At 68.0% G+C, this 26,707-nt stretch carries 22 protein-coding genes and 1 pseudogene; 15 read left to right on the top strand and 8 right to left on the bottom strand.

Going from position 1 to position 26,707, the window contains the following annotated elements; all coding sequences use genetic code 11:
- Window positions 1-73: 73 nt before the first annotated feature.
- The 4 genes and pseudogenes from KSF81_RS06455 to KSF81_RS06445 all read right to left on the bottom strand — a co-directional run bounded on the left by KSF81_RS06455 (window position 74) and on the right by KSF81_RS06445 (window position 4,176).
- A complete protein-coding gene (locus KSF81_RS06455) occupies window positions 74-2,713 on the bottom strand; it encodes a glycosyltransferase (protein WP_217378273.1) in 2,640 nt (879 codons plus the stop codon).
- A complete protein-coding gene (locus KSF81_RS31925; protein ID WP_375293307.1) occupies window positions 2,710-3,033 on the bottom strand; it encodes a DUF6212 domain-containing protein in 324 nt (107 codons plus the stop codon). The genes KSF81_RS06455 and KSF81_RS31925 overlap by 4 nt, the downstream gene beginning before the upstream one ends.
- A 97-nt stretch (window positions 3,034-3,130) precedes the next feature.
- Window positions 3,131-3,751: pseudogene (locus tag KSF81_RS06450) on the bottom strand (DUF6212 domain-containing protein); the annotation flags it as partial.
- Window positions 3,649-4,176 carry a hypothetical protein gene (locus KSF81_RS06445; RefSeq protein ID WP_217378271.1) on the bottom strand — a complete coding sequence of 176 codons (528 nt, stop codon included), beginning with the start codon at window positions 4,174-4,176 and terminating at the stop codon, window positions 3,649-3,651. The pseudogene KSF81_RS06450 and the gene KSF81_RS06445, both read right to left, overlap by 103 nt.
- Window positions 4,177-4,519: 343 nt before the next feature.
- Here KSF81_RS06445 and KSF81_RS06440 point away from each other — a divergent pair, with 343 nt between their 5' ends.
- From KSF81_RS06440 to KSF81_RS06420, 5 genes are all read left to right on the top strand, one after another.
- Window positions 4,520-5,518, top strand: coding sequence for a hypothetical protein (locus KSF81_RS06440; protein WP_217378270.1), 999 nt, complete (start codon window positions 4,520-4,522; stop codon window positions 5,516-5,518).
- Window positions 5,519-5,663: 145 nt separating this feature from the next.
- On the top strand, window positions 5,664-6,833 hold the full coding sequence (locus tag KSF81_RS06435; RefSeq protein ID WP_217378269.1) for a DUF563 domain-containing protein: 1,170 nt from the start codon (window positions 5,664-5,666) through the stop codon (window positions 6,831-6,833).
- Between the two features lie 122 nt (window positions 6,834-6,955).
- Window positions 6,956-7,264 carry a hypothetical protein gene (locus KSF81_RS06430; protein ID WP_217378268.1) on the top strand — a complete coding sequence of 103 codons (309 nt, stop codon included), beginning with the start codon at window positions 6,956-6,958 and terminating at the stop codon, window positions 7,262-7,264.
- Between the two features lies 1 nt (window position 7,265).
- A complete protein-coding gene (locus KSF81_RS06425) occupies window positions 7,266-8,819 on the top strand; it encodes an IS3 family transposase (protein ID WP_217377310.1) in 1,554 nt (517 codons plus the stop codon).
- 26 nt (window positions 8,820-8,845) lie between these two features.
- Complete coding sequence (locus tag KSF81_RS06420) at window positions 8,846-9,655, top strand: IS110 family transposase (RefSeq protein WP_217381588.1); 810 nt, start codon at window positions 8,846-8,848, stop codon at window positions 9,653-9,655.
- Between the two features lie 541 nt (window positions 9,656-10,196).
- Here KSF81_RS06420 and KSF81_RS06415 read toward each other — a convergent pair.
- The gene (locus tag KSF81_RS06415; protein ID WP_217378267.1) at window positions 10,197-11,372 is read right to left on the bottom strand and encodes an enolase C-terminal domain-like protein; all 1,176 of its coding nucleotides are present in this window, start codon (window positions 11,370-11,372) and stop codon (window positions 10,197-10,199) included.
- Between the two features lie 11 nt (window positions 11,373-11,383).
- Window positions 11,384-12,349 (bottom strand): tripartite tricarboxylate transporter substrate binding protein, encoded by a 966-nt coding sequence (locus tag KSF81_RS06410; RefSeq protein WP_217378266.1) that lies wholly within the window; start codon window positions 12,347-12,349, stop codon window positions 11,384-11,386.
- A gap of 202 nt (window positions 12,350-12,551) precedes the next feature.
- On the opposite strand from KSF81_RS06410, the gene KSF81_RS06405 reads away from it, so the two are divergent.
- Window positions 12,552-13,526, top strand: a complete 975-nt coding sequence (locus KSF81_RS06405; RefSeq protein WP_217378265.1) for a tripartite tricarboxylate transporter substrate binding protein — start codon at window positions 12,552-12,554, stop codon at window positions 13,524-13,526.
- Here KSF81_RS06405 and KSF81_RS06400 read toward each other — a convergent pair.
- Window positions 13,523-14,005, bottom strand: a complete 483-nt coding sequence (locus KSF81_RS06400) for an HWE histidine kinase domain-containing protein (protein ID WP_217378264.1) — start codon at window positions 14,003-14,005, stop codon at window positions 13,523-13,525. The genes KSF81_RS06405 and KSF81_RS06400 overlap by 4 nt on opposite strands.
- 611 nt (window positions 14,006-14,616) lie before the next feature.
- On the opposite strand from KSF81_RS06400, the gene KSF81_RS06395 reads away from it, so the two are divergent.
- Entirely contained in the window at window positions 14,617-15,591 is a 975-nt protein-coding gene (locus tag KSF81_RS06395; RefSeq protein ID WP_217378263.1) for a hypothetical protein, read from the top strand.
- A gap of 278 nt (window positions 15,592-15,869) precedes the next feature.
- Here the strand turns inward: KSF81_RS06395 and KSF81_RS06390 are convergent, their stop codons facing one another.
- Window positions 15,870-16,835: an IS5 family transposase gene (locus KSF81_RS06390; RefSeq protein ID WP_375293306.1), complete on the bottom strand. Its 966-nt coding sequence runs from the start codon at window positions 16,833-16,835 to the stop codon at window positions 15,870-15,872.
- 291 nt (window positions 16,836-17,126) lie between these two features.
- On the opposite strand from KSF81_RS06390, the gene KSF81_RS06385 reads away from it, so the two are divergent.
- The 8 genes from KSF81_RS06385 (at window position 17,127) to KSF81_RS06350 (ending at window position 26,705) form a co-directional block, all read left to right on the top strand.
- On the top strand, window positions 17,127-17,558 hold the full coding sequence (locus KSF81_RS06385; protein ID WP_217378262.1) for a DUF2231 domain-containing protein: 432 nt from the start codon (window positions 17,127-17,129) through the stop codon (window positions 17,556-17,558).
- Window positions 17,555-18,898 (top strand): sorbosone dehydrogenase family protein, encoded by a 1,344-nt coding sequence (locus tag KSF81_RS06380; RefSeq protein ID WP_217378261.1) that lies wholly within the window; start codon window positions 17,555-17,557, stop codon window positions 18,896-18,898. Before KSF81_RS06385 ends, KSF81_RS06380 begins: the two co-directional genes overlap by 4 nt.
- Window positions 18,899-19,106: 208 nt before the next feature.
- Window positions 19,107-20,774, top strand: a complete 1,668-nt coding sequence (locus KSF81_RS06375; RefSeq protein WP_217378260.1) for an NAD(P)/FAD-dependent oxidoreductase — start codon at window positions 19,107-19,109, stop codon at window positions 20,772-20,774.
- Window positions 20,775-20,785: 11 nt separating this feature from the next.
- Window positions 20,786-21,958 carry a CaiB/BaiF CoA-transferase family protein gene (locus KSF81_RS06370; protein ID WP_217378259.1) on the top strand — a complete coding sequence of 391 codons (1,173 nt, stop codon included), beginning with the start codon at window positions 20,786-20,788 and terminating at the stop codon, window positions 21,956-21,958.
- A 144-nt stretch (window positions 21,959-22,102) separates the two neighbouring features.
- Window positions 22,103-23,173 (top strand): amidohydrolase family protein, encoded by a 1,071-nt coding sequence (locus tag KSF81_RS06365; protein WP_217378258.1) that lies wholly within the window; start codon window positions 22,103-22,105, stop codon window positions 23,171-23,173.
- Window positions 23,170-24,276: an amidohydrolase family protein gene (locus KSF81_RS06360; RefSeq protein ID WP_217378257.1), complete on the top strand. Its 1,107-nt coding sequence runs from the start codon at window positions 23,170-23,172 to the stop codon at window positions 24,274-24,276. The genes KSF81_RS06365 and KSF81_RS06360 overlap by 4 nt, the downstream gene beginning before the upstream one ends.
- Before the next feature lie 31 nt (window positions 24,277-24,307).
- On the top strand, window positions 24,308-25,276 hold the full coding sequence (locus tag KSF81_RS06355; RefSeq protein ID WP_217378256.1) for a tripartite tricarboxylate transporter substrate binding protein: 969 nt from the start codon (window positions 24,308-24,310) through the stop codon (window positions 25,274-25,276).
- A 268-nt stretch (window positions 25,277-25,544) separates the two neighbouring features.
- The gene (locus KSF81_RS06350; RefSeq protein WP_217378255.1) at window positions 25,545-26,705 is read left to right on the top strand and encodes a glycosyl hydrolase family 8; all 1,161 of its coding nucleotides are present in this window, start codon (window positions 25,545-25,547) and stop codon (window positions 26,703-26,705) included.
- The last annotated feature ends 2 nt before the right edge of the window (window positions 26,706-26,707 follow it).

The following is a 26,707-nucleotide window of genomic DNA, read 5'->3' as shown; positions in this document are numbered from 1 at the left end:
AGATCGGCCGACCGGCGCCCAAGCGGTGAGCAACCACGCTCGGCATCCCGATGGTCGGAGCGGGTGGGCCCGGCTACTCCGCCGCCATTCGGTCCGCCGCCTCATGCCCATCGCACCAGGCCAGGAAGGGTCCGAAGGCCGAGCGCCAGGATCGGCGCCCGGCTATCCGCAACCCGCCCAGCGCCAGGTCCCGGACCCGGTCCGGGTCGCGCGCCAGGTCGAGGATTGTCTCCGTCATGGCCCGGCAGAAGCTGGAATCCTCCAGCACCGGCAGGGTGAGGCCATCCTCGCCATGGGCGATCAGCTCGCCCACCGCCCCGACCTCCGCCGCCACGGGGATGCAGCCGGCCATCTGGGCCTCGGCAACCACCAGCGGCGCCCCTTCCCAGCGGGAGGGCATGAGCAGCAGATCGGCCCAGGCCAGATGCGCGAAGATGTCACGCGCCGCGAAGACCGGCGGCAGCACCGTGGCGAAGCGGGAGAGCTGGTCGGTCCAGGATTCCTCGCCATCGGCGATCAACTCGCCGCCCACGACCCGGGCGGAGAAGTCCAGGCCCTGCGCGCCCAGGTCCTGGAAGACGGTCAGCAGGCGGTCGATCCCCTTCTGGGTGTCGAGCCGGCCCAGATACAGCATCCGCAGCGGCCGGTCCGAAGCCGGCGCGGCGCGCGCGGCCTGCACCGCGGCCAGTTCCTCGGCGCCCACCGAGAAACCCGGGCCGTTCGGCACGGCGAAGATCTTGTCCTGCGGCACGCCGAAGCTGTGCAGGTACAGCTTCAACTGCTCGGAACAGGTGATGTAGGCGTCGTAGACATGCTCGAAGGCGATGGCCGCGAAGGGCTGGCCCGCGGGCCGGCGCACCGGCGTCTCGTCGACCACATGCAGGTAGCAGACCGTGCGCGTGCCCTCGGCCCGCAATTGCGCCATCAGCGGGTGCGCGACCATGACGTGGTTGTTGACCACCAGGTCGAAGCCCGCGAGCAACCCCCGGAGCGCCGGCCAGTCCACCTCATTGCCGCCATCGACGAAATCATGGCCGAGGAAGCGGTTCGATGCGCCCCAGACGGGGATGCGGCCGGACCAGAAGTGGATATGGTCGAAATGGTGGTCGAACTCGTCGAGCACCGCCATCTGGGAGGCGCCCAGCACGAAGAGATGGATTTCGTAGCCGCTGGCCCTGAGTTCCCGGGCCAGGGCGAAGGCCACCTTCTCGGCGCCGCCGAAGGAGGCGATCGGCACCAGCACGGCCGCGGTTCGGCGCCCGTCCGGCCGCGGGCCGAGCGGCATCACCGGCCGGCCGCCGACATGCTGGCGCAGCATGTCCGGCAGCGCCGCGAAGGCCGGCAGCTTCTTCGACCGCCAGGTCCAGCGCGTGGCGGCATTCCGCCGGAGCGGGCTCGCCGCCACCAGATGCGCGAAATTCACCAGCGAATGCTCGGCCGGGATGAGGCCGCCGGCATGCTGGCCGCGGGGGAAGGGCCAGGCCACCTCGATCGTCGCGACGGTTGGCGCGACGTGCTGGCGGGCGATGGAGCCCAGCCAGTCCAGGGCATTGTTGGCGATGGCGTCGCGCAGCAGGGCGGTGGGGATCAGCGCCAGATCCGCATCCGCGGTGCGAACATGCCCGGTGATCTTCTCCCGCAGGACCAGCCTGCGCTGCCCCTTGCGGTTGGAGACATGCAGGAAGACGACATTATGCGTCTCGGCCAGGCGCTCGGCATGGCAGAGGATGCTCGGCAGCATGCGCGACTGTTGCAGCAGGTGCAGCACGCCCTGGCTGCAGGCCAGCACATAGGGCGGGAAATGGGTATTGTCCGGCTCGGACTGGCTGCTCCAGAAATCCGCCATGGCTGTGTTCAGGTCGAGGCGCTGCGGCGGCAGAGTCGGGTCGCTGAAGGTGAGCAGCTGGTCCTGGCCGGGAACGATGAGCGCGTAGCGCGGACTCTCCTCGTGCTCGAACCCCACGAGAGTGTCGCGGCGGAACAGCGCCCGGTGGTGCTTGCGCAGGAAGTCCATGGAGGTCTGCCGGGACCGGCTCGCTTCCTTGTAGCGGCTCTCGGCCCGCAGGCGGTATTCGAAGCCGGCCTCCTGGCACGGCACACCGACGAATCCGGCCTCGATGCAGGAGAGCCAGAAGTCCCAGTCCTCGAAGCCGTTGCTGCGGTCCTCGTGGAAGCGGATGCCGGCCCGGAACACCGCCTGCGAGACCAGCGAGCCGGTGTCGCAGATATTGTCGGTGATGCAATGCGCCAGCCGCGAGTAGCGGGTGCCGTAATGCGCCCGCCATTCCACCGAGAAGGCATCGATATTCGTATAGGCCCAGCCCGCCCCGCTTTCCTTGAGGCAGGCATGGAGCCGGGCCAGGGTCGGCCCGAGCAGCCGGTTGTCGGCATCCAGGAAGTAGGAGGCCACCGCATCGGGGAATCGCCGCAGGGCGAATTCGATGGCGCGGTTCCGCGCGGCGCCCGGCCCGCCATTGGCGCCGAAGAGCACATGCAGGTCATCGGCGCCGAGGCCGGCGCAGAGCAGTTGGTGGAAGACTTCCTGCCGGGGATCGCCATCGACCGAGACGATGATCTTGACGCGCAGCCCCTCCGTCATGGCCTCGCGCACCGAGACGATGGCCTCCTGCACCAGCGCCGCATGCCCGTAGAGGGGCATGATGACGAGGATCAGGTCCCCGGCAGGCACGGCCGCGACTGCCGCGCGCTTCACGGCCCGGTCCCGGGCAGGCTGCGGGTGACCCGGATGCCCGACACCTTGAGCCAGCAGTAATCCACCGTCGGGCCGTCTGGCGTGGAAACCAGCACCAGGTCATGCGCTTCGGGCAGACCTTCGGGCAATTGCAGCGATACCGAGACGGGCGCATCCCTGGTCACCAGGCGCCAGCCGCTGAACGGGATGCCGTCCGGGATGGCGTCGGGCCCCTCGGCAGCGGCGCGGGCCACCGCTTCGACCGGCTGGCCCGGCGCCCGCACCGCGATCGCCACGCGGGCGGGGGCCCCTTCGGGATGATCCACGCTGAAGCGCGCCATGATGGTATTGGCGCCCCCCGGGCAGCGCTTCCGGCAGGCATGCGATGGATGTCCCGCTCAGCAGCGGGTGGCAGACGATCGCCGCCTCATGCTCCAGGAACCGGACATTCTCGAAGGAGGGCGGCTCGGTGCGGACCGAGAGGTCGACGACACGCCCCAGCAGGTCCGGCGGCAGGTCGAAGCTGATATCGCGATAGGGACGGTCCTGCGCCACGACCGAGAGCATCGCCATCACGCCGCTCGGCCGGATGCCGGGCAGGCCGGCATAGACCCGGAAGGCGAGCGGCCGGTATTCCACCTGCGGACCCGCCGCGGGCGACTGGATGGCGAAGCGGCGATGCGGGATCGGGTAGCCCAGCGAGGGTTCCGGCGCCGCCCCCTCCAGCCCCCGCAGGCGCAGCCGCAGGCTTTGCGAGGCATTGTCGCAGGCACGGGACAGCGCGAAATAGGTCCAGCCGCCGCGCAGCTTTTCCGAGGGCAGGTCCCAGGCCCCATGCACCACCCCGCTCTCCACACCCTCCAATTCGACCCGGAGGATGCCGGATGGGCGGGCGCAATCGGGGAAGTGCAGGGCGATGCCGCTGACGCCCGAGCTGCTGACCGGCAACAACTGGGTCAGGCCCGGATCGGCCAGCATATCGGACAATTCCTCGTCCTTCGGGTCGACATGCGGCTGCTGCTCGAAGGTGGCGACGACCGGCGCGCTGCGCTGCGCCAGGAAGGCATCCTCGAGCGCGCGGAAATCGCCATCAGGCGCTCCCGCTCCCGCCGCAGCATGACCAGTTCGGACAGCATGGAGCGCGCGGTCCCCATGGCGGCGGCGAGGGGCCCCTGCAGCAACTCGGCCAGCAGTTGCGCATCGGGCGTGCTTCCGCCCGCCAGCCGCATGACCGGGACGGTGGGGACCGAACGCAGCCGGGCCAGGCCGGCCGCGGCGCGGGCAACCGCCGCCTCTCCGCCATCGGAGAGCGCGACAGCCAGGAGCGGGAAGCAATTCTCCAGCAGGGCGGCCGCATCGGTGCCGGGATAGCCGACCAGATGCGACAGGGGCCCGGAGGCAAGCTCGCGCTGGTCAACCTCGGCGGCCAGCAGCAATTGCTGGGTCGGCCGGGCTGCCGGCTTCTGCACCGGAACCACGTTCATTTGCACCACAGCCACATTCATGCCCCGCCTCGCCGCGCTGCGTGTAAATATTGCAAGATCAACATAGATGCCGTTGCGTGATTGGCTCCGTCACAACCGAGCAGTTGCTGTGGGAGGTCACGAGCGGGTTGCGGACGCCGCAGTAAGGCTCGGCCGCAAGGTTTACTGACGCGAAAGTGTTCTTGGATAGGATATAAACCATAAGGGGGGGATGCAGGAAGCCTCTTTCAACTTCAGAGGCGCCCTGATTGGCGCAGGCGTTGCGGACGCGAATTTGACGAACGATCAAGCAAATGTTAGACGTTAATATGAAAAATCCTCTGGCGATAAGGCCGCCTGTTGCATGATTGATCGCGTCGTTCTTCATATTGGTCTCGATAAGACCGGGACGACGGCGATCCAGCAGGGCTGCCACAACGCACGGGATGCCTTGAGGGCCGAGAGGGTGATCTACCCGACCTCCCGGCAGTACGGCTTTCATCACCTGGATTTTGCCCGGCAGTTCGGATTTTCCTGGACCGACGTATCCGACCTGCCGGACGTGATTGAGCGGGCCGCGGATTACCGGGAGCAGCTCGATCCCGAGGCACGCTGCCTGGTTCTTTCCAGCGAACATTTCGTCTATTCGATCGGCAATGCCGCGATCCGGGACCTCAAGCTCTGGCTGAACCACTTCCTGCCGGAGGCCCGGGTTGACGTGGTTCTCTTCGTCCGGAACCAGGTTGACTGGTTCATTTCGGTTTATGGCGAGAGCATCAAGTGGGGCATCAAGTCCGACATCGACAGCTTTTATGAAACCGCAAAGGGCCGCCTGGACTTCCTGGCGCTTGCGCAGAAATGGGCCGCCGCTTTCGGCACTGAAGGCATCAGGATCGCAAGCTACGAGGCCTGCAATGGAGAGGTCACCAGACCTTTCTTCGACCTCCTGCGGGTTTCAAGGGCGACCTGGGATATCGCCCATAGGAAGCGGCCGAAGTTTTCGAATCAGACGATCGCACCGGCAGTGCTGGAGGCGGTCAGGGAGTTGGACTTCAAGAGTTCGCGCGACGAGATCTACAACTTTCTGGCCGGGCATGTTGCCTTGGATGCATTCTACCAAGAATTCCTGGGTAAGCCTGAAAGGCTTTGGAAGCTGCCGCGGAAACTATTGGAAGACTTGCCCGTCCTGGAAGCGAAGAATGGCCAGCTTGCTGCCACTTACAGTAGCGAAAGCTTTAAAATCCCTGACTTGCAGCAGCGGGCGCATAATTACGAATCCGGTGTGTCTGCGATCAGTGCGGCGCAAATGGATGACATAAAAGCTAGGCTTATTGCCGACAGAGAAAAAATTTCTTTCAGCTAACCACGACTAGTGGTGTTTGCCACAGAGCGTCGCAATTCAGATATCTCAGGCGGCGAGAAACCGATTTGGAGCATCATCGAGGCTATCTGTATCCCCCAGCGGTCGAGTTTGAGTAAATATCCCAATGTGGGAGCATTCCAAAAGCATGATCTATCCTCATGATCCGCTGACATTGCCAGCCGAAACCGGAGTACGGGTCTGCTCGGTTGAGCCATTTCGGGCTGAATGGGCCACCGATTCTTCAGGTATCGTGCGACGCCCTCGCCCAGTCGCAATTGATACGCCGTTCGGTCCCAGCCCCACCGCAGAGCAGCTTGCTTCTAACACAATCATCGAAACACCCGATATCTTCACCATCGAGGTGCCTAATGGCATCCTGGTGGCTGCACGAGCCATTGTAACCGATACAGCCCATTACCTTGTGACGGATAGTCGACACTCTCGCCATACGCCAGATATTTACAGGCAAGAGGAGCGGCGTCGATTTGAAGCATTACACTTGGAGCCTGTGGAAAATGGCTACTTTCATGCCCCGTCAATTACTAGGCATGTAAAATTTGAGGAGGACATAGTCTCTCTAACCGCAATGGAGCACAATAACTATGGCGCATTCCTATTAAGATGCCTCACAAAGCTTCCGATGATCCGAAAGCTTGGATTACAAAAGCTTAAAACTTTGGCGCCCATTGGAAATCCCTGGCAAAGAGACATTTTGAGTGCTTTCGGCGTCGATTTGAATAATGTTCTGCAATATAATCGGGAAAACACCTATCAGGCAAAGCACATCATTATGCCGAGCTTGCGCACCTCCGCGCTATTTCTGGATGATACGTCCCGCGATTTATTCCAGGAAATGGCGCAGAAGATGCTGGCGGCCGATGAGTTTCTCCGGCGGCCCGAAAAGATTTATGTATCGAGGCGTGCCCAAGGAGTCCGGAGACCAAGCCATAGAAGATTTAAGAACGAAGGGCACTTGATAAATGAGATGGAGGCAATTGGTTTCCATATTTTTGAGCCTGAAAATCATACCTTCGCTGAGCAGGTGAAGACTTTTGCTTCGGCTAAAATAGTTGTTGGCCCTGGCGGAGCCGGTATGTTCAATACTGTTTTTTGCCGGCCAGGATCCTTTGTGCTGTCATTAGAACCTATGGACCATTGGCTTATCATGCATGCTAATATTTTTGCAAGCATGAAGCATGCATATGCGATGATAATAGGTGGCGCAGATGAATACGATCCGGCCACTCAGAAGCAATGGCAGACCGATGTTGATTGTGTCGTAGCACGAACCAAAGGATTCCTTCGTTCATTTTAGGTGTTTCTTTGCCCTATCCCGACGTGAGTGTCCATCTGGGATCATTTTTTATCCTGACATAGCCTTCGCAGCATCAGACGGACCGATGCCCAGCGCAGGAAGGCGAGCGCGGAGCGGTTCTCATGGCCGCCTATGCTGCGCTCGACGTCTCGATGAAGGCCACCAGCGTTTACGTCGTGGACGAGGCGGGCCGCTGCCTGTGGCGGGGCAAGGTCGCAACCGACCCGAAGGCCATCGCCGAGGCACTCGCCGCCCATGCGCCCGAGCTCGCCCGCGTCGGCCTGGAGACCGGCTGCTGGTCGACCTGGCTTTTCCACGGGCTAGCCGAGCGGGGTCTGCCAGTGGTCTGCATGGACGCCCCCTATGGCAGGGAAGTTGTCCGGCGCCTTGAGATGATCTCTCATTTCCAGAGGGGCGGGACGGAGGGATGATTTGGCCTACTCGACGGAACGCCGCGCGGCGGTTCTGAGGAAGCTGGAGCCGCCGAACGCGGTGCCCTTGCGGCAGCTGGCCAAGGAGGAAGGGATCTCCGAGGCAACGCTGCACACCTGGCGCCGCGAGGCTCGCCGCCAGGGGCGGCTCCTGCCCGATGCCGACGCCGGCCCGGAGGGTTGGACGTCGCGCGACAAGTTCGCCGCCGTTCTCGAGACCGCCGCCCTGAACGAGGCCGATCTCGCCGCCTACTGCCGCCAGCGGGGTCTCTACCCCGAGCAGATCCAAGCCTGGCGGACCGCCTGCGAGCAGGCCAACGACTGGGACCGCGCCAGCAGCCAGCGGCTGGGCCAGGCGACTAAGGAGGAGAAGAAGCGCATCAAGGCCATCGAGCGGGACTTGGCGCGCAAGGAGAAGGCGCTGGCCGAGGCGGCGGCGCTGCTGGTGCTGCGAAAAAACGCCGCGGCGATCTGGGGGGGACGGCGAGGACGCATGATCAGCACCCCAGATCGCCAGAACGCCATGGCGCTGATCGACCAGGCTGTCGCGGCCGGCGCGCGCCGCGCCCAGGCCTGTGCGGAACTCGCGCTCGATGAACGGACCTGTCGCCGCTGGCGGGCCCGGGACGGCGCGCCCGAAGACCGCCGCCCGACGGCGCCTCGGCCAGCACCGGGCAACAGGCTGTCCGAGGCGGAACGCCAGGCCGTGCTGGAGGCCTGCAACAGCCAGGCCTTCAAGAGCCTGCCGCCAAGTCAGATCGTGCCCCGCCTCGCAGACCAGGGCCGCTACATCGCCTCGGAAGCAAGCTTCTACCGCATCCTGCGGGCTGAGGGTCAGCAGCACCACCGTGGCCGGGCGAGGCCGCCGGCGCGTCGCCAACCGCCGACCAGTCACCGCGCCCGCGGCCCCTGCGAAGTCTGGAGCTGGGACATCACCTGGATGCCCGGCCCGATCCGGGGCGGGTTCTTCTATCTCTACCTCATCCTCGACGTCTACAGCCGCAAGATTGTCGGCTGGGAGGTCCACGAGCGCGAAGCCGCCGAGCTGGCCGCCGAGCTCGTGCGCCGCGCGGTCTGGGCCGAGGGCTGCCTCACCCGCCCTCTCGTCCTGCACGCCGACAACGGCAGCCCGATGAAGGGCGCGACCATGAAGGCCACCCTCGAACGGCTCGGCGTCATCGCCTCCTACAGCCGCCCGCGCGTCAGTGACGACAACCCGTTCTCCGAAGCCCTGTTCCGTACCTGCAAGTACAGGCCGGACTGGCCAGCATCGGGGTTCGCCAGCAGGGAGGACGCGCAACACTGGGTCGCCCGTTTTGTGGCCTGGTACAACCACGAGCACCGCCACAGCGCGATCCAGTTCGTCACGCCCAGCGCCCGGCATGCAGGTGAGGATCGCGCGCTCCTCGAGCGTCGGACCGAGCTCTATACCGAAGCTCGCGCCGCCAACCCCGCGCGGTGGTCACGCCAAATCCGAAACTGGGCGCCGGTCGGCGACGTCTGCCTCAACCCCGAGCGCGACATCAGCGACCACGAAATCAGAGACGCCGCCTGATGGGCACCGGACAACTTCTTTGACAAATACCGGACGCGAGGCAGGCGAAAGCGGCCCTTTCGCTTAAGATCAACAAGACGGATGCCAACGACGCCGCGGGGCTGGCGCAACTCCTGCGTACGGGCTTCGTCCGGGAGGTCCGTGTGAAGGGCTGGGAGGCGATGCGCATCCGCACGCTGGTGCGCGCGAGGCATGGCCTGTTGCGGACCCAGCTCGACCTCGCCAACCAGCTGCGCGGCGCCCTCCGCACCTTCGGCCTCCTGCTCGGCACCAGCGGAGGCGCACGGAAGTTCGAGGCCGACGTGCGGGCCCACCTGCAGGACCGGCCCGACCTGGCAACAATCGGGCTGGCGCTGCTGGAGGCATGGGCGACGGTGCGGCGGCAGGTCTACCAGCTCGACCGCGAAATAAGGGCGGCTATCCGCCAAGACCAGGCCTGCCGACTACTGATGACGGCGCCCGGCGTGGGCTGCATGACCGCGGTGAGTTACGTCGCGGCAGTCGAGGACCCAAGCGAGTTCCGCTCGGCGCGGGCGGTGAGTGCCTGGATCGGACTGACACCAAGGCGCTACCAGTCGGGCGAGATCGACGTCTCGGGTCGCATCTCGCGTCAGGGCGACAAGCTCCTACGCAGCTACCTCTATGAGGCCGCCGCCCACGTGCTGACCCGCGCAACCACGGACTCCGCGCTCCGGCGCTGGGGCGAGGCCGTGCGGGCCAGGATCGGCTTCAAGCGCGCAGTGGTCGCCGTCGCGCGCAAGCTGGCCGTGGTGCTGCACGCGATGTGGAAGCACAACCGGCCCTTCGAGCCCGGCTTGGCGGTCGTGGCGGCATAGTCCGGCGCGGCGGCAGCTCCGAGCTTCGCTGTCACCCGGCGGCGGAGGCGTCCCTGCCGGGACGCAGGACGGGGTCATCGCGATATGCCCGGCGCGGCCCCAGTGGACCGCGTTTCGAGACAGAGCGAGGCCCCACCCGAACCTCATCATGCGGCGGGTTCGCCCCGACCGCGAAGACAACCCCGGATCCCGGCAGAACGTCATCTCGAGGGCAAGTGGAGGATGGAGAAAATGCTTGACCAGCGGAGGCGCGATTAGACAACCAGCGGAGGCGCGATTAGACAACCCGGGCATAGCCGATCAGCGCCATGGGGCGGCGGGCCGGGTCGGGATTGCAGGCAAACTGGGCTCCATCGCGGCTCTCCGTTCCGGAACGGCGTCGATACCCGCCTCTGTCAAATCCGGCAAGATGCGACGAAAGGTTCCCTTGGGTGTGCCGCGCCAAGCACGATCGACGCCGCTGCGGAGGAAGGACTCCGCAAACCTGCCCATTCCTGGCTCCAAGGCGAACCATTGAATGCGATCGAGCGGCTGCTGGGCTCTAGCCAGCGGCCTCCGGCGCCAGATCCCGCATCAGCGCATAGAGCTCGGCCTGCGCCTCGAAGCCGATGCCGGGGCGGTCCGGCAGGCGCATCCAGCCCGCCTCCACCCGCGCGTCATCGGCATAGCCGGCGAAGGCGCCGAAGACCCCGGGATAGGCCTCGCAGCCGCCGAGCCCGAGGCCGCCGACACAGGCCAGCGACATCTGGTTGCCGCCATGCGGGAAGATCTGCGCGCGGGAGAAGCCGGCCGCCTCTGCCGCCTGCACGATGCGCGCGAAATGGCCGATGCCGAATGCCTGGGGCGGATCCACCTGCAGGATGTCGCGATCAGGACGCAGCCCGCCGAAGCGAATCATGTTCAGCACATCCTGCAGGCAATAGAGGTTCTCGGCCGTGCCGATGGCGCCGGGATAGCGACCGCAGACCTCGGCATACAAGGCGAAGTCCTGGGGCGCGACGGGTTCCTCGAACCAGCGCAGCGCATAGGGGGCGAGCATATCGGCATAGGCGAAGGCCCGGTCGCGGCCGAAGGCGCCATTGGCGTCCACCGCCAGGTTGCTCCCCTCGCCCACGATCTGCAGCACGCCCTCGATCCGCCGTTGATCCTCGTCCAGGGCCAAGCCGCCGACCTTGGTCTTGAGCATGGTGTAGCCGGCACCGCGGTGGCGGCGCATCTCCTCCTGCAGATCGGCGACCATCTGGCCGGGATGGTACCAGCCACCGCCGACATAGCAGAAGACCTGGCCCCCGGGCGTGCCTGGCCCGTAGCGCCGCGCCAGCAAGGCCCAAAGCGGCTCCCGCCGCGCCTTGGCTGCCGCGTCCCAGATCGCCGTCTCGATGGTGCCGATCGCCCAGGCGCGCTCGGCATCGCCACCCGGCTTCTCCCGGCGCGCCATCACCGCCGCGCATTTTTCCGGGTCGAGGAAGCCCTCGGCATCCTGCAAGGCCTCCGGTGCTTCCTTCAGCAGGCGCGGGATGAAGCGTTGCCGCATGGTGGCGCCGCAGGCATAGCGGCCGGTGCCGTTGAAAGCGAAGCCCACCACCGGACGGCCCTCGACCATCCGGTCGGTCACCACGGCGACGATGGAGGTGGTCATTTCCGAGAAGTCGAAGACCGCGTTCCGCATGGCGGAGCGGACGGGGATCGCGGCTTCGCGGATGTCGGTGATGCGCATGACCTGCCTTCTCAATCCATCGAAATACGGGTGCGGGCGGCCAAGGCGCGGTAGCGCGCATCTTCGGCCCGCACGAATGCGGCGAACTCCTCCGGCGAGAGGCCTCCCGGCTCGGCCGAGGCGCGCTCCATGGCGCGCGCCACCTCCGGCGTCGGCAGCGCCTCCGTGGCCGCGCGGGCCAGCGCCTGCACGATGGCGGGCGGCGTGCCCGCCGGCGCCAGCAGCCCGAACCAGGAGCCGGGCACCACGCCCTCGAGCCCGGACTCAGCCAGGGTCGGCAGGTCCGGGTAGCGCGGGAGGCGCCGGGCGGCGCTGGTCGCCAGCACGCGCAGCCGGCCGCTCTCCACCAGCGGCGCCGAGACCGCGACACCATCGATCACCATGCTGACATTGCCGGCGGCGAGGTCCGTCATGGTGGGGCCGGAGCCGCGATAGGGCACATGCACCAGCTCGATCCCCGCCGCCGCTGCGAAGAGCTCGCCCTGCACATGCTGCACCGAGCCGACGCCGGAGGAGGCATAGGTCAGCATCCCCGGCCGCCTCCGCGCATCCTCGACCAGCTCCGCCAGGCTGCGCCAGGGCGCATCGCCCTTCACCAGCAGGACATGCGGCTGTTGCGCCAGCAGCGTCACCGGTGTGAAGGCGGCCATCCCGTCATAGGGTAGGCGCTGCGACAGCGCCGGGGCGATGGCGATGGCGGTGGGATGCGCCAGCAGCAGCATCAAGCCGTCCGGCGGCGCCTTGGCCACGGCCTCGGCGGCGATGATGCCGGCGGCGCCGGGGCGGTTCTCCACCACGAAGGGCTGGCCGAACCGTTCCTGAAGCCGGGGCGCGATGACGCGGGCCAGGATGTCGGTGAAGCCACCGGGCGGGAAGCCCACCAGGATGCGCACCGGGTGCTGCGGCCAATCCTGCGCACGGACCGGGCGCGCGAGAGTGACGGCACCCAGCGCCATGATGATTCTGCGGCGACGCATGGCCGGCGATGTCCTCCTCGGCCGCTCTCGGGACGGCTGCAATGGAGCTTAGGAGCAGCCCGGCATGGCGGCAAATCCCCTGGAGAGCAGGCACCGGCAGCCGTGCCGATCCCGGCGCCTGTTCCGGGTCGCCTTCACCCCGGGAAATCCTGCACACTCCGCCCGGACCGCCGAGACTTTCGGCGACGCCGGGGAGAGAGACATGCCGAAGCGCCTGCTCGCCGCTGCCAGCTTGCTGCTGGCCAGCCTGCTCGCAACGCCCGCCCCGGCGCAGCCCACGACCGGCTTTCCCACAAGGGCGCTGCGGGTGATCGTGCCCTATCCGGCCGGCGGCGCCAGCGACATCGTGGCGCGCGTCATGGCGCAGGCGGCGCCCGAGGGCATCAGCGTGGTGGTGGAGAATCGCGGCGGCGGCGCCTCCATCCCTGGCACCCAGGCGGTGGCGACGGCGGCGCCGGATGGCTACACGCTCGGCGTCATCGACACCGCGCTGGTCATCAATCCCGGCCTCTTCGGCAGCCGCCTGCCCTATGACACCGAGCGCGACCTGGCCCCCGTCGGGCAGATCGCCACCACGCCCCTGGTCTTCGTGCTGCATCCCGCGGTGCCGGCCACCACCCTGCAGGAGTGGCTGGCGCTGGCGCGCGGCCAGGCCGGGCGGGTCAATCTCGGCCATGCCGGGAATGGCACGGCGATCCACCTGGCCAATGCGCAACTGCTGATCGCCGGCGGGCTGGATGCGGTGGTGGCCGCCTATCGCGGTGGCGGGCCGCTGATCACCGCGCTGCTAGGCGGCGAGGTGCAGGGCGGCTTCCTCTCCATCCCCGCGGCGCGGCCGCATGTCGAGGCCAGGCGGCTGCGGGCGCTGGCCGTCACCGCCGCCGGCCGCAGCCCCAGCCTGCCGGAGGTGCCAGGCTTCGCCGAGGCCGGGCTGCCGGGAGTGGATGCGATGCCGCTGTTCGGCGTGGTGGCGCCCGCCGGCACGCCCCCCGCGATCCTGGCCCGGCTGCATGCGATCCTGGTGCAGCCGGCACGGCAGCCGGAGGTCGCGGCGCGGCTCCGCGGGCTCGGCTACGAGGTGGCGGCGAGCGGACCGCAGGAATTCGCCGCCACGATCCATGCCGAGATCGGCAAATGGCGCGAGGTGATCAGCCGCGCCGGGATCGCGCCGGATTAGAGCAGATTGCCGCAGGGCGGCACCGCCCGGAGGCGTGAATCGGCGCTACAAGTCTGCACGACTACGGACTGGACCGTGGCCAGCGTGTTCTTCACCGGGTGGTTCAGTTCGGCAATCAGCAGCGCCTGCCGTCGGGCAGCATCGGCGAGCACTCGTGCTATGTCGCCCACCTCCCGAAGACCCGCCTTGGGCACCGACCCGGCAGGCCCACCCTGCCCCAGCATCTCGAGCACGTGCAGCGAGGCAACCACGCGGCGGCCCAGCACCAGCGCGAGCAGCAGGCCAGCCACCGCGATCAGGGCACCGGTACCGCGGGTGCGCAGCAGCGCGGCACGGAGGGGTGCGAGGAACGCCTCCTCCGGCACGCCGACCACGACGGTGTAGCCGGTAGCTGGCGCACGGGCGAAGGCCGCGACCCATAGCACCCCTTCCAGCGTCTGGAGGTCGCCGCGGATGGTGCCGCTGACCGCCTCGGCCAATGCCGCCCGCACCTTGGGTTGAGCCGGTTGTCCGACCGTTTCCGCATTACGCTGGGTGCGGGCGACGTAGTTGCCGCGGCGGCGCGCACGCCCCCGCTCCAGCCCTGCCTCAGGCTCTGCTCGGAGAGCATCCGGGCGAGGTGGTCGCGCCGCAGCGAGATGCCGAGCGCGTAGGTGGGTAGCGGCAGCTCCTGGCGCGCGGTGAACACCGGCACGGCGGTGAGGATCACCGGCCGCCTTGTGGTCGAGCTCTGGTGGAGATTGGACACTTCGGCATGGCCACTGCTGAAGACGCGCCGCGTCGTCAGGGATCCCTGGATGTTGGACCGGCGCTCCCCCCGGAGCCCAAAGGGTATTCAGAACCTGCCGGCCGCCAGGCGTCGTGAGAGCGATGAACTCGCCGCCGAGCCGGGCGGAAGCGGCCCGCATCTCGGCCTCGAAGAGGTCCAGATCGCCCCGCGCCAGGGTGGTAGATGTGGCAAGGATCCAGCAGATCACGCTCGCGCGGCCAGACCGGCCGTGGCAGCCTGTGCTCTGCAAAGAAGGCTGAAGAAGGGTCCGCCCTGTTGCACCCACCCGCTCGCTGGCACCTTGCGGCAGCCATCGTTGCCTTGCTGCTGCTGCTCCTGACCGGCGGCCAAACCCGGGCCCAGGACACGGCCCAAGGCGGCCAGCCTGGAGGGACGCCGGTGCGGCACAGGGTGGGCCTCTACATCACCGACCTGCACAGCTTCGACTTCCTGCGCGGCACCTTCGGCGCCAGCTTTTGGGTCTGGAGCGCCGGGCCGGCGGCGGCGCGGGTGCTGCAGACCATGGAGTTCGCCAACGCTGACCAGGTGGCGGTGCGGCTGGAGAGCACCGTTCCCCGCGGGACGGTGGCCTGGAGCCAGCGCAAGATCACCGGTACCTTCCGTGAGCAGTGGAACCTGCGCAACTTCCCCTTCGACCGGAACTCGCTGGAAATCCACCTCGAGGAGGGTGTCGATGAGGAAGACAGGTTCGTCTACGGCGCCGACGTCGCAAACTCGGGCTACAATCTGCGGGAGGTAGTCGAGGGCTGGCGCGTCCGCAGCATGCGCGTCGAGGTCGGCGTCGTGGCCTATGCAACCAACTTCGGCGATCCGGCGGTGGCCGGTCCGGCAAGCCGGTTCAGCCAGCTACGGGCGGTGCTGGAGCTGGAACGCTCGAACTACACGGGATTCCTCAAACTGACGGCGGCGCTCTATGCCGGCTTTCTCGTCTGCGCCATCGGCTGCCTGGTGCCTCTCACTGTCACGACCTTCGCGCCCCGTATCACACTGCTCGTTGCCTCCCTTTTCGCCCTGGTGATCAACATGCGCACGGCCAGCCTGGCGCTGGGTAGCGCGCATGGCGCAACGTTGGTCGACAAGCTCCACTTTGTCGGCCTCGCCTACGTGGTAGCAATCACGGCGGTGACGGCGCTGGTCCGGATCCGGACGGAGAACGGGGAGGCAGGCGAGGTGGGGCGGCTGGTCCGCCTGGACCACCGGTCCTGCCTTGCGGCCGCTGGCCTTTTCATTCTCCTGCACGCCTGTCTGCTCCTGCAGGCGGCCGTCGAGGGGTAGGCCGCCGCCAAGCCGGCAGCGGGGGGCGGCCTCTGCTGAGGTCCCCTGCCCCAGCGAGCCAAGCTGCGTGGTAGCATGGCGTGATGAGCAGCCGAGCGGACCATCCTCCCTCCCCGTTCACCGCGCCGGAGCGCGACCTGATCCGGCGGGAGATGGGCATGCATTTCGGCCAGTACCCCAGCCTCGCTGAGGGGCTGTTCCTGCGCACTTGGCGCGGCGGACGACCGTGTTGCACGGGTCGTCGGCGTGGACGCACTGAGCCCTACCCGCGTTGCGGGTTACGCGATGCGGACGTACTCCGGGCGCCCGAGCTCCAGCATGCGGTTCAGCACGTCGGCGGCGATCGCCACCTCGGTCACCTGGCGCCCGTCCGTCTGCGAGCGTAGCCCATCGCCGATGACGTGTTTCCACCGCGACACGTCAGCCTCTACCAAAGCACGCCAGTTGTACCCCGACGTCCGCTGCCAACCCATGCGGCCGCGCTCGGCGATGCACCGCAGGTGCCGGTCCCTCTGCGTCGGGTCGGTCTCGGCCGTGTCGCTCGGTACCGCGCTCGAGCGCGGCGGGGTGACGACCACCGCGTCGGGATGGCGGGCCGTGACCTCGGTGTAGACGTCGTCCCGGTCGTAGGCACCATTGCCGGTGAAGGATGCCACGGAGCCGTCGACTTGGTCGAGCAGGGGACCAACCTGCGAGCCATCATCGGCATCCCTGTCGGTCAGCGCCGAGGCGACGATCCGCCCGGTGTCGGCGTCGGTGGCGAGATGCAGCACTCGCCAGGCCCGGCGCCGCTTGGTGCCGTGCTTCTCGACCAGCCACTCGCCAGGCTCGCAGAGGCGCAGCCCCGTGCTGTCCACCAGCAGGTGCACGGACGCGCTCCCCGCCTTCGGCAGCGACACCGCCAGTGTCTCGGCCCGGCGGCTCAGGGTAGAGTGGTCCGGCACCGCGAGGTCGAGCCCGAGCAGCCGGAGGATGGAGCCGATCAGGCCTTCGGTCTGGCGCAGCGCCAGGCGGAACACCGCCCGCAGCGTCAGGGCGGTGGTGATTGCCAGGGTCGAATACGAGGGCTGCCCGCCCCGGCCGATGCGCGGCTCGGCCTTCCAAGCGGTGGCCGCCTCCGGCGTGAACCACACGGTCAGACTGCCGCGGGCGCGCAGGCCGGCGTCGTACGCGGCCCAGTGGGTCACCCGATGCTTCTGCTTCGGGGTGTGATGGCGGCGAGCGGCGCTCGCTTTAGGCAGCAAGAGGGGTGCCCCGGCAGGGTGGAGGGGACTCGCCCCGGCCTCACCCTACCCGAAGCCACCCAGGCGGGCGACCGCTGCAACAAGGTGGCGGCACGCCGATCAGCCGGCAGATAGGTGTTATCAGGGCCAGGCCAGAAATACCAGGCAGAGTCAGAGCAGCGGACGGCAGTATGGACGCAGTCAGGGGATCTGAATTGTATTTGAAACCCGCTGGCGGTTGATGCGTTGGCCCATCGGCGCCTTTACCGGATGCAGGCCGCGCAGCCGGGTCCAGGAACTAGAGGAAACGCTGTGGTTGCCATATCCGCCCCAGGTTCTCTGAGGCCGCTCCATCCGCTTCACGCAATCCTTCTCGCCTTTCCGCTCCCTCTGTTCTTGGGTGCGCTGCTCAGCGATCTCGCCTACCAGGCGAGCTTCCATGTGCAATGGGCCAATTTCTCGTCCTGGCTCATCGCCGGCGGATTGCTTGTCGGCGCCTTCGCCTTGCTTTGGGCGCTGGTCAATCTGTTTCGCGGCAGAATGGCACGCAGGGGACGCCCGACCATCTATTTTGTCGTGTTGCTCGCAATGTGGGTGCTCGGCTTCGTCAATGCCCTCGTCCACGCGAAGGATGCCTGGGCGACCATGCCGGAGGGCCTTTATCTGTCGGTGATTGTAGCGCTCCTGGCGCTCGTCGCAGCCTGGATCGGCTATTCCGGATTCCGGGCCAGAGGGGTGGAATGATGCGCTCGTCTCTTCTGGTGGTCGGCGCCGTGGTGATCGCCCTGTCCGCCTGCGACAGCGGCCCCGACCCGGTGCAATATGGTCCCAACCCGGATCTGCCCGAACCGCAGCGCGGCCTGTTGCCCGCCATGAAGATCCCGAGGCCGGCAAATTGGGGCAATGATCGCCCGAGGGTACCGCAGGGGTACAGGATCGAGCCTATCGCCACGGATCTCAGGATCCCGCGTCAGACCCTGGTGCTTCCCAATGGCGACATCCTGGTTGCGGAGGGAACGGGCGGCAGCGCGCATGCGCTCCGCCCCAAGGACTTCATCGCGAATTTCATCAAGAGCCTGGGCAAGACTTCGGTGAAGGGCGGCAATCGGCTGACGCTGCTGCGCGACGCTGACGGCGACGGCACCTACGAAGCACGAGGCATCTTCGCCGACAACCTCAACGCGCCCTATGGTCTCGCGCTGGTCAACGGCGCCATTTACGTCGCCAACCAGGATTCGGTGGTGCGCTTCGACTATCGTGACGGCCAGACCGAGGCGAGCGGGCCGCCGGTGAGGGTCGCGGAACTGCCGTCGGCGATCAATCACCACTGGACGAAGGCGATGACCGCCAGCCCTGATGGCCGCTTTCTCTATGTCGGCATCGGATCCAACAGCAACATCACCGAGCGCGGGATGGACGCCGAGGTCGACCGGGCAAGGGTGTGGCAGATCGATACACAGACGGGAGCGCACAGGCCTTACGCGACCGGTCTCCGCAACCCCACCGCTCTCGCCATTCAGCCGGGAACGGACCAGCTCTGGGCGGTGGTGAACGAAAGGGACGAAATCGGCCCCAACCTTGTTCCGGATTACCTGACTGCGGTGCGTGAGGGCGGCTTCTACGGGTGGCCCTACAGCTATTGGGGCCAGAATGTCGATCCGCGCGCGCAGCCGCAGGACCCGCAGAAGGTCGCCTCGGCAATCCGCCCGGACTACAGCCTGGGATCGCATGTGGCAGCGCTTGGCCTGGCCTTCTCGACCCCGGCAATGGGTGCGGGTTTCGCCGAAGGGGCATTTGTCGGTGAGCATGGTAGCTGGAACCGCAGCACACCCGTCGGCTACAGGGTGATCTTCGTGCCGTTCCGCGACGGCCGGCCCGCCGGCGACCCGATCGATTTCGTTTCCGGTTTCCTGAACGACGACGGCAACACGCGTGGCCGACCGGTCGGGGTGACGGTGGATCCGCGCGGCGCCTTGATCGTCGCCGACGACCTGTCGAACACGGTCTGGAGAATCACGGCGAACCAACCCCAACCGGCGGCAACATCAGCATCCGGCGAGGGCCAGTCCTCTCGGACTCGCTGACGCCGCAAGGCAGGCGGGCTTGCGCGGCTATCGGGCTGTTGCAACCGTCCCCATCGGCTCCGGCCACGTCGCCGCGCCCGGCAGATAGGGCATGATCGGGCAGCCACGGCGCCCCCTGGTGCGCGGGCGTTGACATCAGGGGCCCGGCGATGTCCGGTTTCCTCCAGCCAGGATCCGGGGCACCACCCCGGGCCGTGAAAGGGAAACCATGTCCGCAGCGCAGCCGAACCAGAACGCCATCCACGGGCAAGCGGCCGCGACGGCCGATGCGGTCATCGTCGGCGCCGGTTTCGCGGGGCTCTACATGCTGCACCGGCTGCGCGGGCTCGGCCTGACGGTCCGGGTCTTCGAGGCGGCGGATGGGGTCGGCGGCACCTGGTACTGGAACCGCTATCCCGGCGCGCGCTGCGATGTCGAGAGCATGCAGTACTCCTATTCCTTTTCGGAGGCGTTGCAGCAGGAATGGCAGTGGTCGGAGCGCTTCGCCGGCCAGCCGGAAATCCTGCGCTACGCCAACCATGTCGCCGACCGCTTCGACCTCCGGCGCGACATCCGCTTCGAGACCCGCGTGACCGCCGCCCGCTTCGACGAGGCGAGCGGCCGCTGGCTGGTGGAGACGGATCGCGGCGATCGGGTCTCGGCGCAATACTGCATCATGGCCACCGGCTGCCTCTCGGCGGCGCGGATGCCGGAGATCCCCGGTATCGAGAGCTTCGCGGGCGGCATCTACCATACCGGCCACTGGCCGCATGCGGGGGTGGATTTCACCGGCCAGCGCGTCGCGGTCATCGGCACCGGCTCCTCGGCCATCCAGGCGATCCCGGTGATCGCGGCGCAGGCGGCGCATCTGCATGTCTTCCAGCGCACGCCGAATTTCAGCATCCCCTCGCGCAACCAGCCGATGGATGCGGCATACGAGGCGCTGTGGAAAACCGACTATGCCGCGCGCCGCCGGCAGGCGCGGGAGATGCGGACCGGCATCCTCTACCCGCTCAACGAACAATCGGCGCTGGAGGTCTCGCCGGAAGAACGGCAGCGGGAATACGAGGGGCGCTGGGAAACCGGCGGCACCGCCTTCATGGCCGCCTTCAAGGATCTGGCGACCAGCCAGGCCGCCAACGACACCGCGGCGGATTTCGTGCGCGGGAAGATTCGCGCCCAGCTCCGTGATCCCGCGGTGGCCGAGGCGCTGCAGCCGCGCAACCACCCGATCGGCACCAAGCGCATCTGCGTCGATACCGACTACTACGCCACCTTCAACCGGGACAACGTCACCCTGGTGGATGTCCGCCGGTCACCGATCCAGGCGATCACGCCCACCGGCCTGAGGACCCGCGATTCCGCCCATGAATTCGACAGCCTGGTCTTCGCCACCGGCTTCGACGCCATGACCGGCGCCCTGACCCGGATCGACCTCCGCGGCCGGGCCGGACGCAGCCTGGCGGGGAAATGGGCCGAGGGGCCGCGCAGCTATCTCGGCCTGATGACCGCCGGCTTCCCGAACCTGTTCATGATTACCGGCCCCGGCAGCCCCTCGGTGCTCAGCAACATGATCGTCTCGATCGAGCAGCATGTGGACTGGATCACCGACTGCATCCGGCACCTGCGCGCGCGCGGCCTGGCCTGCATCGAGGCCACCGCCGAGGCCGAGGATGCCTGGGTGGCGCATGGCAACGAGGTGGCGGAACGCACGCTCTACCCCGCCGCCAATTCCTGGTACATGGGCGCGAATATCCCGGGCAAGCCGCGCGTCTTCATGCCCTATATCGGCGGCGTCGGGGTCTATCGGCAGATCTGCAGCGACATCGCCGGCAAGGGCTATGAGGGTTTCCGCCTCACCGCCCCCGATGCCATTGCCGATGTGGCGGCGGAATAGGGGCGCCCGCCATGGGTCCGCTTTCCGCCATCACGGTCCTCGACCTGACCCGGGTGCGATCCGGCCCCACCTGCGTGCGGCAGCTCGCGGACTGGGGCGCCAATTGCATCAAGATCGAGGCGCCGGATGAGATCGACACCGGCAAGGGCATGGGCGGCGAGCGGCACGGGCCGGACTTCCAGCATGTCCACCGCAACAAGCGCGGCATCACGCTGAACCTGAAGCATCCGGCCGGTCTCGCGGGTTTCCGGCGGCTGGTGGCGCGGGCCGATGTGGTGGTGGAGAATTACCGGCCGGATGTGAAGACCCGCCTCGGCATCGGCTACGAGGCCCTGGCCGCCATCAATCCGCGCATCATCCTCGGCTCCATCTCCGGCTTCGGCCAGGACGGGCCCTATGCGCGGCGCCCCGGCTTCGACCAGATCGCCCAGGGCATGGGCGGGCTGATGAGCGTCACCGGCCTGCCCGGCCAGGGACCGGTGCGCGCCGGCATCCCGGTGGCGGACCTGACGACGGGGCTGTTCTGCGCCATCGGCATCCTCGCCACCCTGTTGGAGCGGGAGCGGACGGGCAAGGGGCGCTGGGTCCATACCAGCCTGCTGGAATCCATGGTGGCGATGATGGATTTCCAGGCCACCCGCTGGACCATGGCGGGCGAGGTGCCGGGGCAGGTCGGCAACGACCATCCGACCACCGTGCCGACCGGCCTGTTCCACACCGCCGATGGCGTCATCAACCTGGCCGGCGGCGGCGAGGAGATGTGGCGCCGCATCGTCGAGACGCTCGGCATCGGGGAAGCGGCGCAGGACCCCGATCTCGCCACCGAGGCAGCGCGCTCGCGCAACCGCGGCAAGGTGAACGCGGCCTTGCAGGCGGCGCTGCTGCAGGACAGCAGCGCCGCCTGGGTGGAGCGGCTCAACCGGGCGGGCGTGCCGGCCGGGCCGGTCTACAGCATGGACCAGGTCTTCGCCGACCCGCAGGTGCAGCATCTCGGCCTGGCCTGGAGCGTGGAGCATCCGCTGCTCGGCACGCTCCGGCTGGTGCGCTCGCCCATCCAGATGCCGGGTGTCGAATCGCCACGGCGGCCGACCCCGGAGCGGGGCGAGCATACCGATGCGGTGCTGGCCGAATTCGGCTTCTCGCCCGAGGAGGTCGCGGCCCTGCGCGCAGCGCGGGCGCTATAGGGCCGCAGGGCCACGCTGCTGCGCGTCATGGCCGGGGTGGCCGGCGGGGCGCGCCACGCCGCTTGCCGGGCTGAAGCATTGCTGCCGGCCCAACCGCGGGCCAGGATGCGCGCAAGGGGGGGGTTGCACCTCCGGGGAGAAGCGATGGTGTCCGGCGCCCTTGGCCCGATTGATTGCGACGTGCATCCGGCCGTGCCCGGCATGGCGGCCCTCCTGCCGCATTTCGACCCGCATTGGCGCGAGGTGGTGGAGAGCCGTGGCATAGACGGGCTCGACCTCGCGCTCTATCCGCCCGAGGCGCCGATCAGTTGCCGGCCGGACTGGCACCGGCCGGGCAGCAAGCCGGGCTCGGATCTCGGCCGGCTCCGTTCGCAACTGCTCGATCCCTTCCGGACCAGCTTCGCGATCGGCCATTGCCTCTATGGCGGGCCGATGATGTTCAGCGAGGATCTCGGCGCCGCCATCTGCCGCGCAACCAATGACTGGATCGCGCGCGAATGGCTGGACCACGAACCCCGCCTCCGCGCCTCCATCGTGGTGCCGCTGCAAAGCCCGGAACTGGCGGTGGAGGAGATCGAGCGCCGTGCCCCGGACCGGCGCTTCGTCATGGTGTTGTTGCCGGCGGGGCATGAGCTGATGCTCGGCCGGCGGTCGCTCTGGCCGATCTACGCGGCGGCGGAACGGCATGGGTTGCCGGTCGGCATCCATGCCGGCAGCGCGCTCCGTCAGGCACCGACCGGCACCGGCTGGCCCTCCTTCCTCATCGAGGAGCATGTCTCATTCGCCCAGACCTTCCAGAGCCAGCTTCTCAGCCTGATCGCCGAGGGGGTCTTCACGAAATTCCCGGCGCTCCGCGTGGTGCTGCTGGAATCCGGCTTCACCTGGCTGCCGAATTTCATGTGGCGCGGCACCAAGATGTGGCGGGCGATGCGGAAGGAGATCCCCTGGGTGGACCGCTCGCCGGCCGAGATCCTGCGGGACCGCGTGCGCGTCACGCTGCAGCCCACCGACGCGCCGCCCGACCCGGCGATGCTGGGGCGCGTGCTGGAGCAGATCGGCAGCGACGACATGCTGCTCTATTCCACGGACTGGCCACACTGGCGCTTCGAGGGCGACGACCCGCTGCCCGCCGGCCTGCCGCCCGGCCTCGCGCGGAAGCTGATGCTGGACAATCCGCTGGACACCTTCCCGCGGTTGCAGGAGGTCCCGTCATGAGCAGCTCGACCCTCGCGCGGCCCTTGGCGGAGCCGGCCTCCCGGCTCCGGGTGATCGACTGCGACGTGCATCCGGTGCCGCGCGACCGCGACGAGATCGGGCGCTACCTGCCGCGCGCCTGGCAGGAGCATTGGCAGGTCTATGGCCACCGGCTGCGGCAGCCCTTCCTGGATTCCATGCCCTATCCGAAGGCCGCGCCCGCCCTGTCGCGGCGCGATGCCTGGCCGCCCGCCGGCGGGCCGCCCGGCAGCGACCTCGACTTCCTCCGCACCCAGCATCTCGACCCGCATGGCCTGGAATACGGGCTGCTGTTTCCCCTGCGGCCACGCGGAATCGACGAGCGCAACCTCGGTTTCGGCAATGCCATGTGCCAGGCGATGAATGACTGGCAGGTGGATTGCTGGACCTCGCGCGAGCCCCGGCTGAAGGCCGCCATCAATGTGCTGACCGATGACCCCGCCGGCGCGGTGGCGGAGATCCGGCGCTGCGCCGGCAACCGCGATTTTCGTGCTGTGCAGATGGCGACCCGCACCAATGAGCCGCTCGGCCGCCGCCGCTACTGGCCGATCTTCGAGGCGGCAGCGCAGCACGACCTGCCACTCGGCCTGCACAACAACGGCATGCCCGGCCATGCGGTGACCGGCGGCGGCGCGCCGAGCTATTACTTCGAGGAACACCAGGCGGTTGCCATGACCATGGCCGCCATGGTGAGCAGCCTGGTGCTGGAGGGGGTCTTCGAGCGCTTCCCGGAGCTCCGGGTCGTGGTGATCGAGGGCGGCTTCGGCTGGGTGCCCTCGCTCACCTGGCGCCTCGACCGCCACTGGGAGGTGCTGCGGAGCGAGGTGCCCCACCTGAAGCACCCGCCGAGCTTCTACATCAAGCGGAACATCTGGTTCACCACCCAGCCGGTCGAGGAGCCGGAGAATCCTGGGGATCTGCGCCACCTGCTGGACTGGATCGGCTGGGACCGGCTGCTCTTCTCCTCCGACTACCCGCATTGGGATTCCGACGATCCGCGCTTCGCCTTCAAGATCACGATGAGCGAGGCAGAGCGCCGGATGCTCTTCGCGGAGAATGCGCGGGCCGTGTTCCGGCTGGGCTGACCAGGGCGCAAGGATCGAGGGAGGCAGCATCATGCGACGCAGGACCCTGCTGGCCGGCATGCCCGCCGCATTGGCGGCGCCGCGCATCGGCCACGCCAGCACCTTCCCCGGCGCCGATATCCGCATCATCAGCGGCGCCCCGCCGGGCGGCACCAGCGACCTCTTCTGCCGGCTGCTGGCGGAGAAGCTGCAGCCGCGCTTCCGCCAGCGCGTCATCGTCGAGAACCGTGGCGGTGCCGGCGGTCTGGTGGGTGCCGTGGCGGTTTCCTCCCTGGCGCCGGATGGCCACAATGTCTTTGCCACCTCCATGGGCGTGCAGGCGGTGATGGGGCAATTGCCGGGGCAGGTGATGCCGATCGACCCGGACCGCGACCTCACGCCGCTGTCGAATGGCTGCGGCATCCCGAACATGCTGATCGGCAGCTTCCGCTCGCCCTTCGCCACCGTGCCGGAGCTGATTGCCCATGCCAGGGCCAATCCCGGCAAGCTGACCTATGCCTCGGCCGGCAGCGGCGGGTCGCAGCACCTGGCGGCGGAATTGTTCAAGACGATGACCGGCACCGACATCCTCGGCATCACCTATCGCGGCGGCGCGCCGGCGGTGCTCGCCGTGGTGGCTGGCGAGGTGGATATGTATTTCGGCAATTTCCCGGAAGTCTACGGCCAGGTCCGCCAGGGCGGCGTGCGCCCGCTGGCGATCGGCAGCCCGGAGCCGAGCCCGCTGGCGCCCGGCGCACCGGTCATGGCCAGCTTCGTGCCGGGCTATGAGGTGGTGAACTGGTTCGGCCTGGCCGGCCCCGGCAATCTGGACCGCACCGCCATGGCCCGCTGGACCGAGGCCCTGCTGGCGATCCGCGACGACCCTGATTTCCGCCGCCGCATGGCCGAGAACGGCATGGATGTGCTGCTCGGCACGCCGGAGGAACTGCGCGAGCGCATCGCCCGGGACAAGCGGCTCTGGGGCGACCTCATCCGCACTGCCGGCCTGCGGGGCGAATAGGCGAAGGGCGCCGGAAGGGGCAGCAGGGGGCTCCTGGCGGGACGAGGCGGCCGCGCGCGGCCAGCCCGCGACCGCCTGTCAGCGGTCCCGGGAGACCCGGGAGGGCAGCACCCGTATCGCGGGCGAATCCTCTTCGAGATTGACCCTGTGGTTGAGACTGCTAGGAAGATTTCACCGGCAGCGATGCGCTCGGCCACAGGCGGGGAACATTCCAGATCACACCGCAATCCGCTGCGCCCAGACATCAGGTCTGGAGGCCTTCCCGGACATGCAGGCGGAGTTCGCCTGGCTGCCCCAGGCCGGCAATACCCGTGCCACCGAGCCACTGGATGAGTTGGCCCGCATGCGCCCCCCGGTGAAGCGGCGGTCGCTCGGCGCCCTGGTCGCCACGCTGGCGCCGGCGCTGCCTGGATCGCCCCAAGGCCGGGTTGCCGGGGCGGAAGCGCCGGACCAGCAGAACTGGCAGGAATTCCAGCGGCGCTTCATGGAGCCGGATGGGCGCGTCATCGATACCGCGAATGGCCGGGTCTCGCATTCCGAGGGCCAGGGCTGGGCGCTGCTGCTGGCCGCCGGGCATGGCGACCGGTCCAGTTTCGACCGGGTGCTCCACTGGACCCAGAAGACCCTCCGGCGGCGGACCGACTCCCTGTTTTCCTGGCGCTACCGGCCGGGCGCGACCCCGCCGGTGGATGACCCCAACAACGCGACGGATGGCGACCTCTACATCGCCTGGGCCCTGCTGCGGGCCGCCGAGCGCTGGCGGGACCCCGCCCTGCAAGCGGCCGGCGCAGCCATCGGCCGCGACATCCTGCGCCTGCTGCCGCGCGAGGCCGCCGGGCAATTGCTGCTGCTGCCCGGCGTGCATGGCTTTGAAATGGCCGCGGGATTGGTGGTCAACCCCTCCTATTTCGTCTTTCCGGCCTATGCCGCGCTCGCCCACGCCGTGCCGGACCCACGCTGGAACCGCCTCACGCTGGATGGCCTCGGCCTTCTCCGCCAAGCACGCTTCGGCCGCTGGGGGCTGCCGCCGGATTGGCTGACGGTGCGCCGGGCCGGCGGCCCCCTTGCCCTGCCGTCCCGCTGGCCGCCGCGCTTCTCCTTCGACGCGGTGCGGATTCCGCTGCTGCTCGCCTGGGCCGGGCATGGCGCGGAACCGGCGGTGGCGGCGGCCCGGACCTTCTGGTCCGACCCGGCCCAGGCCGGCCCGCCCGCCTGGGCCGATCTGGCAACGGATGCGGTGGCCGGATTCCCGGCCTCCCCGGGTGTGCGCGCCATCGCCTCCCTGGCCGCCGCGGTTGCAACCCCCGGTCTGCCGGTCGCCATCCCTTCGGTCCAGGCCGCAGCGGATTATTACGCGGCGGCGCTGATCCTGCTGGTTGGTATGGCCGCCAGGGACCTTGGGTTGAATGCCGCAAGAGTTACACATTGAGC

Source organism: Siccirubricoccus sp. G192 (genome assembly GCF_019084075.1).
Lineage (GTDB): Bacteria > Pseudomonadota > Alphaproteobacteria > Acetobacterales > Acetobacteraceae > G192.
This window is presented reverse-complemented; position numbering and strand designations above follow the sequence as displayed.